This window comes from Arcobacter sp. CECT 8983 (assembly GCF_004118855.1).
In the GTDB taxonomy this organism is placed as follows: domain Bacteria; phylum Campylobacterota; class Campylobacteria; order Campylobacterales; family Arcobacteraceae; genus Halarcobacter.
The window spans coordinates 695386-709228 of sequence record NZ_PDKF01000004.1 but is presented as its reverse complement, the minus strand read 5'-3'; the positions used below and the strand labels follow the sequence as shown (position 1 = coordinate 709228).

The following is a 13843-nucleotide window of genomic DNA, read 5'->3' as shown; positions in this document are numbered from 1 at the left end:
TCCATAGTTTATAGTTTTTTAAATATATTATCTAAAATTTATTGAAAATGGGTTAAAAAGGCGAAGATATAAGAGTTTTCTAAATACTTTATGAAAAATCATAAAGTATTTAAAATAAGAATTAAAGTTCAGAATTAATAAGTTTTTTTAGGTTTTCTAATCCAAACTCTTGTAAAGGTTTTCCATTTACAAAATAAGATGGAGTTTTATCAGCTTTTAAAGTTTCTGCATCTTTTAAATCTTGTGCAATTCTTTCATCAGCTGTTTTGTTATTATTCATAAACTCAGTCATTTTTTCCATATCTAAACCTTTTACGTTTGCTAATAAAGCCCATAACTGTTTTGGTTGAACAACATGGTTTTTTATCCAATAAGTTTGAGTAGCAAACATAAACTCTAAAGTTTCCATGAACATACCTTGTTCTCTTGCTCCTTCAAGCATCTTTACAGCATAGTTTGAATTTTGATGAAATGGTGCATATCTTAAAACTAATTTGATTTTCCCTTCATGCTCTTTCATTATCTCTTTTACATGAGGATGAAAATATGCACAAGTTCCACAAGCTGGATCAAAGAATTCTACTAGCTGAAGTTTGGCATCTTTATTTCCAATTACTATAGAATAAGGTCTTTGGAAAACTAAAGCTTGATTTTCTGAAATATTTTTATACTCTTCAGATTGTTTATTTTTATAAACATATCCAGCAACAAAAAATAGTGCCAATAAAGCAACTATCGAGACTAAAACTACTTTTTTATTTTGCATTAAAAAAACTCCAATTTTATAATTTGGATTATTTTATCATAGTTTTGTGTAGAGTTTATGGAAGATTTATAATAAGAGTTAACTAAAGACTTAATTTATAAAAATAAAATCTCATTACAAATTATTAAAAAGATATTGAAGTTCTGCAAAATCAAAAGGCTTTCTAAAATAACCTAATACCCCTAATTTTTTTGCTTCTAAATAGTAATTCTCATCATTGTCCGCAGTTATTAATACAATTTTTGCATCTTTATTTATTTTCCGAATTTCTTTAGCTAGATTTATTCCATTCATTCTAGGCATTAATATGTCACTAATAACTAATTCAGGTTTATACTTTTTATAAAGTTCTAATCCCTCTATTCCATCTTTTGCAACATAAACTTCTTCAAAAAAAGCTTCTAACATATCTTTCATTATTTCTGAAACTTCACTATTATCTTCAACATAAAGTACTTTTGCCATAGTTCTTACTTCCTATAATGAGATTGTTTATATTATATATTTATGTTACTTTTAAAGACTTTAGTTATAAGGTATAGTTATTTTAAAAGTAGCCCCATCGTTATCATTTTGTGCGATAATAGAACCTTTCATATTTTCTTCAATAACCATCTTACTCATATATAGACCTATACCTATTCCTTGTGATTTAAATTTAGTTGTAAAATATGGTTCAAATATTCTTTCTATAATTTCTTTTTCTATTCCTAAACCATAATCTTTAACTAAGATATATAAATTTTTATCGTCTTCTTTTAAAATTAAATCTATTTTACACTCTTTTTTATCTTTCATACTATCAAAGGCATTACTTAAAAGGTTTAATATAACTTGAATAAGAGCATTTTTTGAACCTTTTAATTTATTCTTTGAAGTTAAATTATTGAAAATATTTAATTTACAAATATTATTTCTTGCATAAAAAAGATTTAATGTCTTTTCTAAAATATCATCTATAATAAAAAGTTCATCATTTTGTTTTGGATTAAAAAAGTTCATAAAATCTTCAATTGTTTCAGACATATTATTTGTAAGTAGTTTACTTTTATCAACTATTTCACTTAAAGTTTTTTCATCTAAACTATTTGTCTGATACTTGATTTCAACCTTTTGTATCAAAAGACTTAATACATTTAAAGGCTGTCTCCATTGATGGGCAATATTTCCTAGCATCTCACCCATTGAGGCTAATTTAGATTGTTGAAAAAGAAGTTTATCTTTTTCTCTAAGAGTACTAATGGCTTCATTTACTTTGCTTTCAAGTTCTTTATTATAAGTTTGTAAAAGTCTTTGATTTCTAAAGATTAAAAACAATACAATAAATACAAAAATAGAAATAATCAAATTATAATAAAAGATTGTGCTTTTACCTTCTTGTATTAAAACTCTTTTATTTTGGGTTATTAGTGACATAGAATAATTATTTTCATGATCATAAATTTGAATAGTATTTTCTAAACAAGAACAAGAGTCATTTACTGCTACTTTTACTTTAACATTTTTTAAGTATTGAGTGTGCAAAGTAAAGTCATTGTTTAAATAAGTATCTTCATTGATTTTCACATCATTAAAAATATTTTTTATACTATTAAAAGTAGAATCAGAGATTAATTTTCCTGCATATATATATCCATTGATTTTTGCACTATTATCACTATTTGAAATAGCTCGTTTTACTAAATAAAACTTGTTATTACTTAAGTCCTTATTGTCTTTAATATTCTCTTTATAAATAGTCACAAATTCTTTACTCTGCAAATATTCATCTAAAATATTATCTACTAGATGTTTATTATCTTTATAATACTTATTATTTATTGTTGAAGTAAAGATTATTTCATTTTTTAAATTAGTAAATATAAGAAAGTCTATTTTTAAGTCTTCAAGAGTATTTGTACCTTCTCTAAAGTTTTCATAAATATATTCATCATTTTTATTATTTATAAAATTATAAGTGTCATCCCATTTAGAATAATCATTAATTATTGCATCTATATAAGAAAGTTTTTTATTCATAATATCTAAGATTGAAGATATGTTTTTTCTATTTTGTTGACTTTCTAAATCTTCAAAACTTTTAATAAAAAACTTATAACTAATGATAACTAATACTAAAACAATGAATACAGAAACTATCATTGTGATAAAAGGATTAAGTTTTATATATTTTTCTTTCATATAAAAATATTAGCTTAAATATGATTTACTTAATATAAATAAATTTATAACCATTTTTTAACTACACTTTTCACACTTGATAGAGTCTTTACCTTCAAACTCTTTTTCATTTGCTTTCGCAACAATAGTTTCAGCTATATCCAATGTCTTAATAGCTATATTATTTGCTTCTATTGATACTTCATTATTTGATTTTATTTGCTTCTCTAAAATAGATATAGCTTCATTTATCTTTATGACACCCTTTCTTTGCTCTTCTGAAATATTAGCAACATTATCTATAATTTCAATGGTTTTACTAATATCCGTATTTAGATTAGAATAACCTTCTATCATATTGTTTGCAATAACTTTACCTTCATTAGCTTTTTGATTAGCTAACTCAACTAAATTTTTTATCTCTTTTGCTGCTTCAGTAGATCTATTGGCTAAATTTCTTACTTCTTGTGCTACTACTGCAAAACCTTTTCCAGCTTCTCCTGCAGTTGCTGCCTCAACTGCAGCATTAAGTGACAATATATTAGTTTGAAATGCAATATCGTCAATAATAGATATTGACTCATTTATTGCTTTTACTTGAGTATTAATTTCATCCATTGCAACATTAGTTTTATTAGCTAGTGTTTCACCATCTTTTGATGATTTTACAACAGTATTGGCTAATTTTGACATAGAAATAGTTTGCTCTGATATCTTTGATACATTTACTGTAACATTTTCTAATACTGATGTAGTATCTTTTAAACTACTAACTGATTCATCAGATGATATATTTAACTTATCTACATTTGTCAATAAAGTTTTAGATGAAGATTGAAGATTTACTCCAGTGCTTTTATTTTCTAATAACATCTGTGTTATTGCTTCTTTTAATTTATTTACAGCATTTACTAAAATACTTAATTCACTATCAACAGTTATTCCATTTAATACTAACTTATTTCTATAATCATAATTAATGTATTCTTCTAAAACAGAATTTATGATAGAATAATTTTTTTTAGTATCATCTATCATGTCATTAACTGTTTTTTTAAACTCTTCTATTGCAATATTTGAGGTTTGGGAAACAATTGTACTTGAATAAGTTCCTTCTTTAACTTTTTGCATTACTTTTTTTGCTTCTTCTATTAATTCATTTTCTTTTTTCTCTTTTTTAATCAATATCTTTTCGCGTTCTTCTATGATATTTTTTATTTCAGAATATTCACTTGACATTGAGGTATTTATTTTAAAAGTCACATCTTTTTTATCCATATTTTTTAAAAATTTTATAAGTTCTTTTGATAGATTATTACCATTTTTCCTTTCATCTAATTCATGAAATATAAGTGCAATAGCAATTATAATCTGAACTACTTGAGAGAAATACTCTTGTGTAAAAAATATTGCATTTATTGGTAAGAGTATTATTCCTGTTAAATGAATAAGTGTCATTCTTAAATATAATGATTTGTAGTTAAGCATTTAATTTCCTTTTTAATATTAAATTATTTAAAGAATTTTCAATCATATTATTTTTATTACCTTGTCAATATTTTCAAAAATATTTTTAACTCTTTCTTGCCATAAAACTCCAAACTCTTTTTTTTCATTATTTGTTGCAATTCCTTTTAAGAGTTTCTCCATTAATACTGGTACTCTAGATTTAAATGAAATGACATTAGGATTATAAATTATTTCAATAGTTTTATTTGTATCTAGTCTTTGAAACTTTGCACTTGTGGTTATATTGTCATTAAATTTCATTAAACCAAACCTTTTAAACTTCCCATTTAATCCTTTAAATCCAAAAGTTTCTGTTGCACCTGTTATTTGTGTGATTACATTTGCAATAACACCCGTTGTACCTTCCCTTGAATCCTCTTTAAAACTGACATAAATTTCTCCTCTTTTAGGAATTTCATTTTCATATAATTCTTTTAATGCAACAAGAGTCATAATATAAGCCCCGGCAACAGTTGGGCATGAATGTCCTGCTGTTTTTACTATATCTAAATAGCTAAACTCTACTAAACCATCTTCTAAAGATCCTAAAAACAATGATAAATCATCTTGTAGATTTATTGTTTCAACCTCGTCAAAAAACTTTGGATATTTCATATATATTCCTTTAGCCTAATATCTTAATAATATTTCTATCTTAGCTTTCATACTGTAAATACAAAAAATAATATCCAAGATCTAAATTAGTTTTTATTTAAAATATAAAGGTAGATTTTTGTTTATTTGGAAGTATAATTGTTTTGATATCTATTATCATTGATTCAAATCAATGAAAAAGTTAATATTGTAAGATTATTAAAAAAGTGTATTTTTATAGTTACAAAAAATGTTTAGATAGTTGGCGACCCCAGGATGATTCGAACATCCGTCTTCAGGAGGAAATCCCTATATAATATATTTTCCAATAATCCTTAAATATTAAAATACTATCTCAAATAGCCTATTTATAGGCTTTATATTAAATTGACTTTTTACAATAAAACCTATATTATTCTATATTAATTAATTTTAGGTGGGAAATAAGTGGGAATAGCAAAGAGAGTTCAAACTAAATTTAGTGGTGTGTTTTATAGAGAATCTTTTACTAATGATAAGAAAGATAAAACTTATTATATCAGATATAAAGATACTAATGGAAAAGATGTCGAAAAAAAGATTGGAAAATATTCAGAAGGCTTTAGAGAGAACTATTGTAATCAAATAAGAAATGAAATAATTACAAAGCAACGAATAGGAGAAGAACCACCTGCTATATCAAAGAAAAAGAAAAAATCAATACTAAGTATAGAAAAAATTGCAGAGTCTTATTTTGAGCAAAGGAATGACACTAGAAGCACATTAACAGATAAGTCAAACTATAACAAATATATCAAAGTATTTTTCAATGAAATAGATATCGACAATTTGAATAAAACAAATATTGATAGCTTTTCAAAGTATCTACAAAATATAACCTACTCTAAAGATAACAAAAAACTTGCAGAAAAGACAATTAACAATATACTAAACCTATTTAAAACAATTATCAAATATGGAGTAAAGAATGACTTCATTAAAAATGATGTATCAAAATATGTTAAACTTTTTTCAATAGATAATGCAAGGGAAAGGTTTTTATCAAAAGAAGAGATAAATACTTTATTTGAAAGTTCAAAGAATGATGATGTTTTATATCTAATATATAAAATAGCATTGAATACTGGTGCTAGACTATCATCAATATTAAACATACAAAAAAATGATATTGATTTTACCCATGAACTATTAACACTTAAAGACTTTAAAAATAAAAGTACTTATAAAGCTTTTTTAACAGAGGAATTAAGCCAATTACTTGAGAACTACATCATAAACCATGATATTAAAAATAAACTCTTTATTTCAAATCCTGAGAGAAGATTAAGGGCATTACTTGATAGTTTGTTCAATAAAGATGTAGAAGAAAATGATAGAAAGAATAAAATAGTATTTCATACACTAAGACATACATTTGCAAGTCATTTAGCAATAAATGGAACTCCTATCTTTACGATTCAAAAGCTTATGAATCACAAAGATATAAAAATGACTTTGAGATATGCTAAATTGAGTCCTGATAGTGGGAGAGAAGCAGTTAAGGATTTATATAATATATGATAAAATCATTTTTCAATATGGAATAAAGGTATTTAGTGAGTCAATTGTATCAACAAAGATTAGCAAAATTAAAAAGAGAACTTTCTATAGAAGTAACTAAAAGAAAAAAGAAAAAGAAAAAGTTCACGCCTAATCAACAAATTATGATCAACTTTATTAATAATGTCACTAAAAATGCAACTTTCTATATAAAAGATATGAAAATAATATTAAGAAAAGGGCATACTGGAGCAGGTTTTCAACATATATTAGAAAAACACTATTGTAATGAATGCCCTGGAAGAATTACTTTAAGTGATATACTAAATATGGATTTAATCATACAAAGAGGCTTAAAACTAAATAGTGTAGGTGTAACAAATCCTGATAATATTGTAATTAATTATAAAAACAGAGATAAAGAACATAATATTATATTGAAATCTGAAAATGAGAATGAATTAGTAGTTTCTTTTTACAGTATTGATTAAATTGGAAGAGAGACGATATATCTTTAAACCTCCACGGGTAAACTAACGCAGACTATCGTAACCCCTCTTCACTACTAGAAGACATTTCTGTCATCAAATACATAAACTATGTACTCTGTGATAGAAATGTTGTAATAAAATTATAATAAAATATTTATTAATTGTCAATGGGATAACACTCAATCAAGAATTAATCTATATCTTTACTAAAATTAAGGAAAAAAATAAAATGAAACAAACTGAACAAATTACTAAACTACGAGAAGAGCTTATAAATTTAAAAGAAAACAATCAAATATCTGTTAATGTAGATGATTTACTAGACTATATAGACTATTCAAACAAACAAATTCCTAATGAAAAAAAAGATAATTTACTAAAAGAAAGATTACAACACCAATCAAATATATCTATTGAAATGCTAAAATCTGTTATTCAAAGTGGACAAAATGCTATGAAAACTGCTCTTTTTATTAATGCTGGTGCAGCAATAAGTATGTTAACTCTAATATCAAACTTGATTGGGAAAAATGAAAAAATATATGTAAATGCACTTTCAACTCCACTTCTAATATTTGTACTAGGTGTTCTATTCTCAGCATGTGCCTATGGTACAACATATTTTACACAAGCATTTTATAGTAATCAAAAAATCACAAAAGGTAATATATCAAATGCCATTTCAATAATTCTTACAGTAACTTCTCTTAGTGCTTTTACAATAGCCTCATATTGCATTTATACTGTATTAATAAAAATTTAATTTTGTATAATCTCTTATCTAAACTTTTTTTTCATAGATTTTTCAAAATTATCAAATGATTTCTATATTTTTCTACCATCATTAGGAATTAAAATAATCTCTGAATTACAGTTTTTACTTATATTAGGTACCATTTCTTCAATTTTTATCTTAATTTTTTTTTACATTTAGGACACTCAATTTCTGTTGTTAGCTTCATTCTTATTCCTTATGATATTTAATTTAAATGATTTATTAAATATTACAAGTTGCAATATATTATAAATATTTCTAAAATTCTTATATAATTAGGTAATATAAGGATTAAAATGGATATCAATAATAGAGAACTTGCAACACTTACAATTATTATATTTGCTCTATCATATGCATTGTATAAAGATGAAGATAGAGGAATAATTAATCAAACTAAATTATTACTTAGAACACTTTTTGCAAAACCTATTTTTATCACTATTTTATTATTTACTTTATACATATCTTTAGAGGTTATTTTATTAGCTAAAATTGGTTATTGGGAACTATATCTTTTAAAAGATACAATTATTTGGTCTTTAACTGCATTTGCACTAATTCTAAATCATAGAGCAATAGTTGCAAAAGATAATTTTTTAAAGAAAATCATTATGGATAATATTAAAATTCTTACAATTTTTCAGTTTATTGTTAATTTTTATTCTTTTAACTATATTGTAGAACTATGTGTAGTTACCTTAGCAACTTTAATTGTTGGTATGCAAGCAGCAGTAAAACTAGGGCCATCTAAAGAAGGCTCTGAACTTAATGAAAAAGTATTAAATACAACATTATCAATACTTGGAGGATTTTTATTATATTTCACGATAAATGAATTATTAGATAATCCTACTCACTTCTTTTTAGTAAGTACATTAAAAAGCTTTTTATTACCTGTTCTTTTAATTATTTTATATATCCCATTCTATTATTTAATAATTATCTACTCAAAATATGAATTAATTAATGCGACAGTTGATAGATTAATAAAGGATACTACTCTATCAAAATATCTAAAAAAATTAATATTTAAAAAAAGTTTATTACGATATAGCAAATTGAAAACTATACATCCACAAATATATTTATTTAATTACTTATCAACAAAACAAGAATTTAACAAAAAAATAAATGAACTTTTACAAGGAAAATAAAATGAATGATTTAAATAAAGAGCACTTTGATGCTTTTACAAAAGATGGATTTGAAATCTTTATAAACTGCTTAGAAACTCAAGGATATGTTATTGATAGTAAAGAAGAATCTGGTTATGTATTTTCTTCTACTCAACTTGACAATATGACAGAAGAAGTATTTAATGCTTTAATTGAAAAATTTAATATTGATACAGACTTAAATCATGAGAGAAATATTAGTTCAACAGGTAAATATCATGAAGAGCATGGTGGTTATAAAATAATTTTTAATGATGAAATCGTTGACTATTATGAAGCAAAAGAAATTTTAAGGCAATATCTCGATAATTTATAGGTAAATAACAATCAGATGTTTTCGCCAGCGAAATTTTATTTAAAATATTTTTCTTCATTCATTTAGTGATATTTCTAAATTCTAATATCACTAAATTGAAATTTATATCACTAAATGATTTTTTTAGTCTTTTTATCTATTTATACTCCCAACCTTCATTAGTCAAGAACACTAATAACTTACCTTTTCTATCTTCATTGTAATTAAACCATTTAGGTAAATCATTTAATTTATAAGTATATTTAATTTCACTAACTGTTCTATCCATAAATGCAGTTGGTTCTGTAAAACTTATAACTTTAGTTACTACAGGTGTACCAAAACAAAACTTCCCATTATTTAAATGTTCTTTCCCTTTTTCTGTTAAATCATATGAATTCTTATACTTTTTTTTCATTTCTCCACTTAGAAAGTCTTTTGTTTCATACTCTTCTGCATCAACTTTCATCAGTCCAGAATCTACAAACTTTTTATATGTATTTCCATAAATACCAAAATCATCTTTTATTGGGAATCTTGTTCCTACTTTTGTACAAGTTAAGTTATCTTTTTTCTCTAATAAATACTTATTAACAACCTTTTCAAAATTCTCATTATTTGCCTCTTTGGGATTTCCACATCCAACTAAAAGTACTGACACTCCAATAATTCCTAATATTCTTTTCATCCATTTTTCCTTTTACTTTTCTTCTCTAAATTTAAATATAATAATTAATATTCCATACGCGATAAAATCTAATAGTTTCTTCACTTTAAAAAATATAAATAATCCAATAGCAGAGAAAATCAAAACATTTAATAAATACTGCTTTAAAAAAGGTTCATGCATATAAGGAGCTACTAATAAATTATAAAGATAGTCATTAATAGTTGAATACCAAATCGCATAATCTAATAAAATTGCAATAGTTTTAAACATCACTTCCCTTTTTTAAATGTTAGCTTTTAAGTTGTATAATTAGTTAGATATTTCGCTGGCGAAATTTTATTATCATAATAAAATCAAGAATATATCTTTACTTTTATTATTTTAACAAAATTATTATTAACGCTCATAGCCATTATTTAAAGATTTATTCTTATTATTTATTTTTTTATCAACTTTTGGTATTTTACTTTTAATTGATTCTTTTAATTTATCTAACTCAAATACTTTAAAATGATGCCTTAACTCATACACAAAATCATTAAGCTTTTTATTCTCTTGTTTTAAGTCTTCATTTTCAGATACTAACTTATTTTGTTTCTGTTTTGCTTTTAATACATAGCCTTCAACAGATAAATTATCATAAATTCTAACCTCTTTAGATTTTAATAATCCTTCTTTTACTTTTACAGTTTTTGTAAGTATTGTTCCATCAATAGAAGTTCTTCTCTTTTCATTTTCTACTCTATATTCATCTAACCTATTTCTCAGTTCGTTAATTGTTAATTCTTTATTTTTAATCTCTTTCGTTAAATCTTTTTTTAATTGCTCTAAAACTGCATAGCTATTTCTATCAAACTTATTTTCTTCCAGTTCTTGTCTTATTACATTTACTTGATTTTTTAAATCTTTTAATCTAGCTAGTGATTCTTTAGTTTTTAAGTTAGAAGTTCTTTTTGAGTCAATAGCTCTTTTTAACTGCCAATGATTCATTCTCTTAGTTTTAGAATATCTTTGCCCTCTTCTCATCCCTAAAGAATCTGCTACTATTGTTTGAAGATTTCTTAAATCAGTTCTATCAAGCCTTGCAGTTTTTCCAGTTTGCTTATCAAAATTAGAATATAAAACATGAGCATGATAATTGATTTTTTTTTGGAATTTTGAAGTATCTGCTTTATTTTTAAACTCCTTATCAAAGTACCAATTACTATTTTCACTATTAAAATATATATTCCGATTGGGTGCGAAATCAATTACTTCACCTGTAACATCTATGCCTGTATCTCTTAATTTCCATGATAAATTACTTGAAACATATTCTAAGTCTCTTAAATCATATTTTGTATCAATAAAAACGCCTTCATCTCTATGAATAGAACTAGCTAAAATATAATGTCCTCCAAACTCTTCATTTAAGTTTTTAAATGTTCTTTCTATATCTCCAAGTGTACTATCAGGCTTTACATTAAGTACGGCTTCTTTTATTAAATTAGCTTTTGATGTCGCCTGCATTTTTTGACCAATTTTTTCTTTATAAATTTGTGGAGCTTCTTTTTTAAACTTTTCTATATCTTCATATATTTTATTATCATTGACACTAGAATCATGTTCTAAAAGATATGTAACTTTACTTTCTCTTTCCATATGTTCTAACGAATGTTTAGTTGCTTTTTGACTATGAAAAGATGATTTATAAATAGATACATTTCCACTTGTATATTTACTTTTACCACTACTATTTGAATAACTACTATTAAAGTTTTTTTCTTCTTTTAATTTAAATATTTTCTCTTTTTGCTTTGGAGTACTTTTTAATTTTTGTTCTAATAAGTTTTCTTCTTGTTCCATATAAAATCCCTCCCCTTTTTATAAGAAATCTAAGCCCTTGTGGGTAGATTTTAAATTTAAATCCCGAAAGGGTATAGTTTGCATACTAGCACCTTATCAGGATATGGTTAAAAATTGAAGCATAAAGCTTTCAATTTATATTATAAAAAAGGGGAAGTACTCCTTTCATTTTCTTTTATTAATTTTGCAAATTCAAGATCTAAATAGTAGCTTTTAGATATCTTCATTTTTAATTCAAACTCTTCTCCTATAAGTTCCTCATCTCTGAACGAAAAGCTTTTATCTCTTGTAGAATACTGTGGATGAAAAACAAAGGTTTTGAACTTTTTATCTTTTGTAGAAAAAAGTAAAAATAAATTCTTAGATTTGCCCCATCCTAGAAAATCTAATGTTGCTCTTATTGTCTTACCTTCTATTTCTTCTTTTTTAAATTTATCTCCATATGAATCAAGTATTGGCATAACTGTTTTAAAACTTAGAATTGTTTTCTTCATAATATTTCCTTTTTTATTTTCGCTCGCGAAATTTAATCTCTTCTTTTAGCTTTTATTATTTTTCTTTTCAGATGTTTTAGTTAATAGACTCATTTGTTCAATATCTTCTTCTAGTTTTTCTTCGATGTCCTCAGTATCTTCAAGCCTTCCTCCTTTTTCATTCACATATATTTCTTGAAGCATAATATATAAATCAAGTACTTCCCTTAACATTTTTTGATACTCTTTTATTTCATCAATCATCTTTTTTTTATTCATAGATAAATATTTACTCATCACTTGCCACCTTTTACTCTAATATCATTCCATTTTTCAGCAGACTTTTTAGCTACTGAACTACTTGCTTTACTTACACCTGATTGAGCAGCTTTACTAACAAAATTTAATCCTGTAAACTTAGAAAATGCTCCTACTGCTGTTGCTCCTGCTGATACAGTTCCTACTCCACTTGTTAATGAACTTCCCTCATTTGAACTTCCTATAATTTGATTTATAATATTTGGTATTTTAAAAATTGCAACTATTGTTAATGCTTGTGCTACCACTAAGGCTAAAATTAATTGAATATTATTATTAAAGTCAGTCTCTAATGTTTTTGAAATATTCATTGTCAAATTTGCAGTTTCAATTGCAACAAGACCAAATAAAACTGTAAAAGGTACATAAAGAGAAACAGATATATAGAGCTTGCACCAACTATAGAAAATATACTCTGTCTTTTTAATAAGCATAAATGGAACAATAAAAGTTCCTAAAGCTAAAATGACTTTAGCTAAAAATGTACTAAATACTGTTGTTAGTAAAATAATAAGAATTAAGAATGTTGAAGTAACCCAAACAACAAAGCCATAAATATAAGCACTTATATTAGACCAGCCAGCCTCTTTTAAAATTGTTTCAGTAAGATTATCTGATGCCGTATATAAAACATTTATCAAAGTAGCAATATCTGCATCACTATTAGCTGAATGAACAACCCTTGAAATCATTTCTGTAAATATCGACATTGGTAAGTTTAAAAAGGAAACTAACATTTCGTAATAATATCTATCATACATAAATGCTTTAACTAATGAGAATATACAAATAGTCCAAACTAATTTATATGCTAGTTCTTCTGTTTGTATTTTTCTAAAAGCGATCAAAAAGCCTACATAAAGAATAAATAATGCGAATACACTTGTAAAAAACTCATTATTAAATATTGAAGCACCTACATCATAAATACCCCTTGTAATTTGTTGTGTGGCTTTTTCAAAAATTCCATTTATTAAGTGAAATAAATTAATCATCATTCAATCCTAGTTCTCGCTCAATAGAAAGTTTTCCATCTACTATTTTCCCTTTGAAAAGAGTATTATTTATCATCATTTCAGCAAATGTACTTTCTATAAATTCATCTGTCTCTCCAAAATATTCTTTAAATATCTCCTCATACTTATCTCTTAAATCTATTAATAAAACTTCTAACTCTTTCACACGACATATAAGTTCAAATTTTGTAAATTGTGAATAATTAACTACCAT

General features: G+C 24.9%; 17 protein-coding genes. 5 read left to right on the top strand and 12 right to left on the bottom strand.

Features of this window, described 5'->3' with window-relative positions:
* Positions 1 to 121: 121 nt before the first annotated feature.
* The 5 genes from CRV01_RS06505 to CRV01_RS06485 form a co-directional block, all read right to left on the bottom strand.
* The gene (locus tag CRV01_RS06505; protein ID WP_129007369.1) at positions 122 to 766 is read right to left on the bottom strand and encodes a thioredoxin domain-containing protein; all 645 of its coding nucleotides are present in this window, start codon (positions 764 to 766) and stop codon (positions 122 to 124) included.
* Between the two features lie 114 nt (positions 767 to 880).
* Positions 881 to 1231 carry a response regulator transcription factor gene (locus CRV01_RS06500; protein WP_129007368.1) on the bottom strand — a complete coding sequence of 117 codons (351 nt, stop codon included), beginning with the start codon at positions 1229 to 1231 and terminating at the stop codon, positions 881 to 883.
* Positions 1232 to 1291: 60 nt separating this feature from the next.
* Complete coding sequence (locus CRV01_RS06495; RefSeq protein WP_129007367.1) at positions 1292 to 2947, bottom strand: ATP-binding protein; 1656 nt, start codon at positions 2945 to 2947, stop codon at positions 1292 to 1294.
* 57 nt (positions 2948 to 3004) lie between these two features.
* The gene (locus CRV01_RS06490; protein WP_129007366.1) at positions 3005 to 4414 is read right to left on the bottom strand and encodes a methyl-accepting chemotaxis protein; all 1410 of its coding nucleotides are present in this window, start codon (positions 4412 to 4414) and stop codon (positions 3005 to 3007) included.
* 42 nt (positions 4415 to 4456) lie between these two features.
* Positions 4457 to 5050: an FmdE family protein gene (locus CRV01_RS06485; protein ID WP_129007365.1), complete on the bottom strand. Its 594-nt coding sequence runs from the start codon at positions 5048 to 5050 to the stop codon at positions 4457 to 4459.
* Between the two features lie 426 nt (positions 5051 to 5476).
* Between CRV01_RS06485 and CRV01_RS06480 the strand changes: the two genes are divergently transcribed.
* The 5 genes from CRV01_RS06480 (at position 5477) to CRV01_RS06460 (ending at position 9328) form a co-directional block, all read left to right on the top strand.
* Entirely contained in the window at positions 5477 to 6589 is a 1113-nt protein-coding gene (locus CRV01_RS06480; protein WP_258238332.1) for a tyrosine-type recombinase/integrase, read from the top strand.
* A gap of 35 nt (positions 6590 to 6624) precedes the next feature.
* Positions 6625 to 7059: a hypothetical protein gene (locus tag CRV01_RS06475; RefSeq protein ID WP_129007364.1), complete on the top strand. Its 435-nt coding sequence runs from the start codon at positions 6625 to 6627 to the stop codon at positions 7057 to 7059.
* A 229-nt stretch (positions 7060 to 7288) separates the two neighbouring features.
* Positions 7289 to 7822, top strand: a complete 534-nt coding sequence (locus CRV01_RS06470; RefSeq protein WP_129007363.1) for a hypothetical protein — start codon at positions 7289 to 7291, stop codon at positions 7820 to 7822.
* A gap of 308 nt (positions 7823 to 8130) precedes the next feature.
* Positions 8131 to 8991, top strand: a complete 861-nt coding sequence (locus CRV01_RS06465) for a hypothetical protein (protein ID WP_129007362.1) — start codon at positions 8131 to 8133, stop codon at positions 8989 to 8991.
* A gap of 1 nt (position 8992) precedes the next feature.
* Positions 8993 to 9328, top strand: coding sequence for a hypothetical protein (locus CRV01_RS06460; protein WP_129007361.1), 336 nt, complete (start codon positions 8993 to 8995; stop codon positions 9326 to 9328).
* A gap of 136 nt (positions 9329 to 9464) precedes the next feature.
* On the opposite strand, the gene CRV01_RS06455 is transcribed toward CRV01_RS06460, so the two are convergent.
* The 7 genes from CRV01_RS06455 to CRV01_RS06425 form a co-directional block, all read right to left on the bottom strand.
* Positions 9465 to 9995, bottom strand: coding sequence for a hypothetical protein (locus CRV01_RS06455; protein ID WP_129007360.1), 531 nt, complete (start codon positions 9993 to 9995; stop codon positions 9465 to 9467).
* A 12-nt stretch (positions 9996 to 10007) separates the two neighbouring features.
* Positions 10008 to 10247 (bottom strand): hypothetical protein, encoded by a 240-nt coding sequence (locus CRV01_RS06450; RefSeq protein ID WP_129007359.1) that lies wholly within the window; start codon positions 10245 to 10247, stop codon positions 10008 to 10010.
* 126 nt (positions 10248 to 10373) lie between these two features.
* Entirely contained in the window at positions 10374 to 11822 is a 1449-nt protein-coding gene (locus CRV01_RS06445) for a hypothetical protein (RefSeq protein WP_129007358.1), read from the bottom strand.
* A 140-nt stretch (positions 11823 to 11962) separates the two neighbouring features.
* Positions 11963 to 12316, bottom strand: a complete 354-nt coding sequence (locus CRV01_RS06440) for a hypothetical protein (RefSeq protein ID WP_129007357.1) — start codon at positions 12314 to 12316, stop codon at positions 11963 to 11965.
* Between the two features lie 45 nt (positions 12317 to 12361).
* Positions 12362 to 12592 (bottom strand): hypothetical protein, encoded by a 231-nt coding sequence (locus CRV01_RS06435; RefSeq protein WP_129007356.1) that lies wholly within the window; start codon positions 12590 to 12592, stop codon positions 12362 to 12364.
* Positions 12592 to 13608: a type IV secretion system protein gene (locus tag CRV01_RS06430; RefSeq protein WP_164970022.1), complete on the bottom strand. Its 1017-nt coding sequence runs from the start codon at positions 13606 to 13608 to the stop codon at positions 12592 to 12594. The genes CRV01_RS06435 and CRV01_RS06430 overlap by 1 nt, the downstream gene beginning before the upstream one ends.
* The gene (locus CRV01_RS06425; protein ID WP_129007354.1) at positions 13601 to 13843 is read right to left on the bottom strand and encodes a hypothetical protein; all 243 of its coding nucleotides are present in this window, start codon (positions 13841 to 13843) and stop codon (positions 13601 to 13603) included. Before CRV01_RS06425 ends, CRV01_RS06430 begins: the two co-directional genes overlap by 8 nt.

Bases quoted from the DNA above. Each gene is read 5' to 3' on its own strand.
- CRV01_RS06505 (WP_129007369.1), bottom strand. From the start codon at position 766: ATGCAAAATAAAAAAGTAGTTTTAGTCTCGATAGTTGCTTTATTGGCA.
- CRV01_RS06500 (WP_129007368.1), bottom strand. From the start codon at position 1,231: ATGGCAAAAGTACTTTATGTTGAAGATAATAGTGAAGTTTCAGAAATA.
- CRV01_RS06495 (WP_129007367.1), bottom strand. From the start codon at position 2,947: ATGAAAGAAAAATATATAAAACTTAATCCTTTTATCACAATGATAGTT.
- CRV01_RS06490 (WP_129007366.1), bottom strand. From the start codon at position 4,414: ATGCTTAACTACAAATCATTATATTTAAGAATGACACTTATTCATTTA.
- CRV01_RS06485 (WP_129007365.1), bottom strand. From the start codon at position 5,050: ATGAAATATCCAAAGTTTTTTGACGAGGTTGAAACAATAAATCTACAA.
- CRV01_RS06470 (WP_129007363.1), top strand. From the start codon at position 7,289: ATGAAACAAACTGAACAAATTACTAAACTACGAGAAGAGCTTATAAAT.
- CRV01_RS06465 (WP_129007362.1), top strand. From the start codon at position 8,131: ATGGATATCAATAATAGAGAACTTGCAACACTTACAATTATTATATTT.
- CRV01_RS06460 (WP_129007361.1), top strand. From the start codon at position 8,993: ATGAATGATTTAAATAAAGAGCACTTTGATGCTTTTACAAAAGATGGA.
- CRV01_RS06455 (WP_129007360.1), bottom strand. From the start codon at position 9,995: ATGAAAAGAATATTAGGAATTATTGGAGTGTCAGTACTTTTAGTTGGA.
- CRV01_RS06450 (WP_129007359.1), bottom strand. From the start codon at position 10,247: ATGTTTAAAACTATTGCAATTTTATTAGATTATGCGATTTGGTATTCA.
- CRV01_RS06445 (WP_129007358.1), bottom strand. From the start codon at position 11,822: ATGGAACAAGAAGAAAACTTATTAGAACAAAAATTAAAAAGTACTCCA.
- CRV01_RS06440 (WP_129007357.1), bottom strand. From the start codon at position 12,316: ATGAAGAAAACAATTCTAAGTTTTAAAACAGTTATGCCAATACTTGAT.
- CRV01_RS06435 (WP_129007356.1), bottom strand. From the start codon at position 12,592: ATGAGTAAATATTTATCTATGAATAAAAAAAAGATGATTGATGAAATA.
- CRV01_RS06430 (WP_164970022.1), bottom strand. From the start codon at position 13,608: ATGATTAATTTATTTCACTTAATAAATGGAATTTTTGAAAAAGCCACA.
- CRV01_RS06425 (WP_129007354.1), bottom strand. From the start codon at position 13,843: ATGGTAGTTAATTATTCACAATTTACAAAATTTGAACTTATATGTCGT.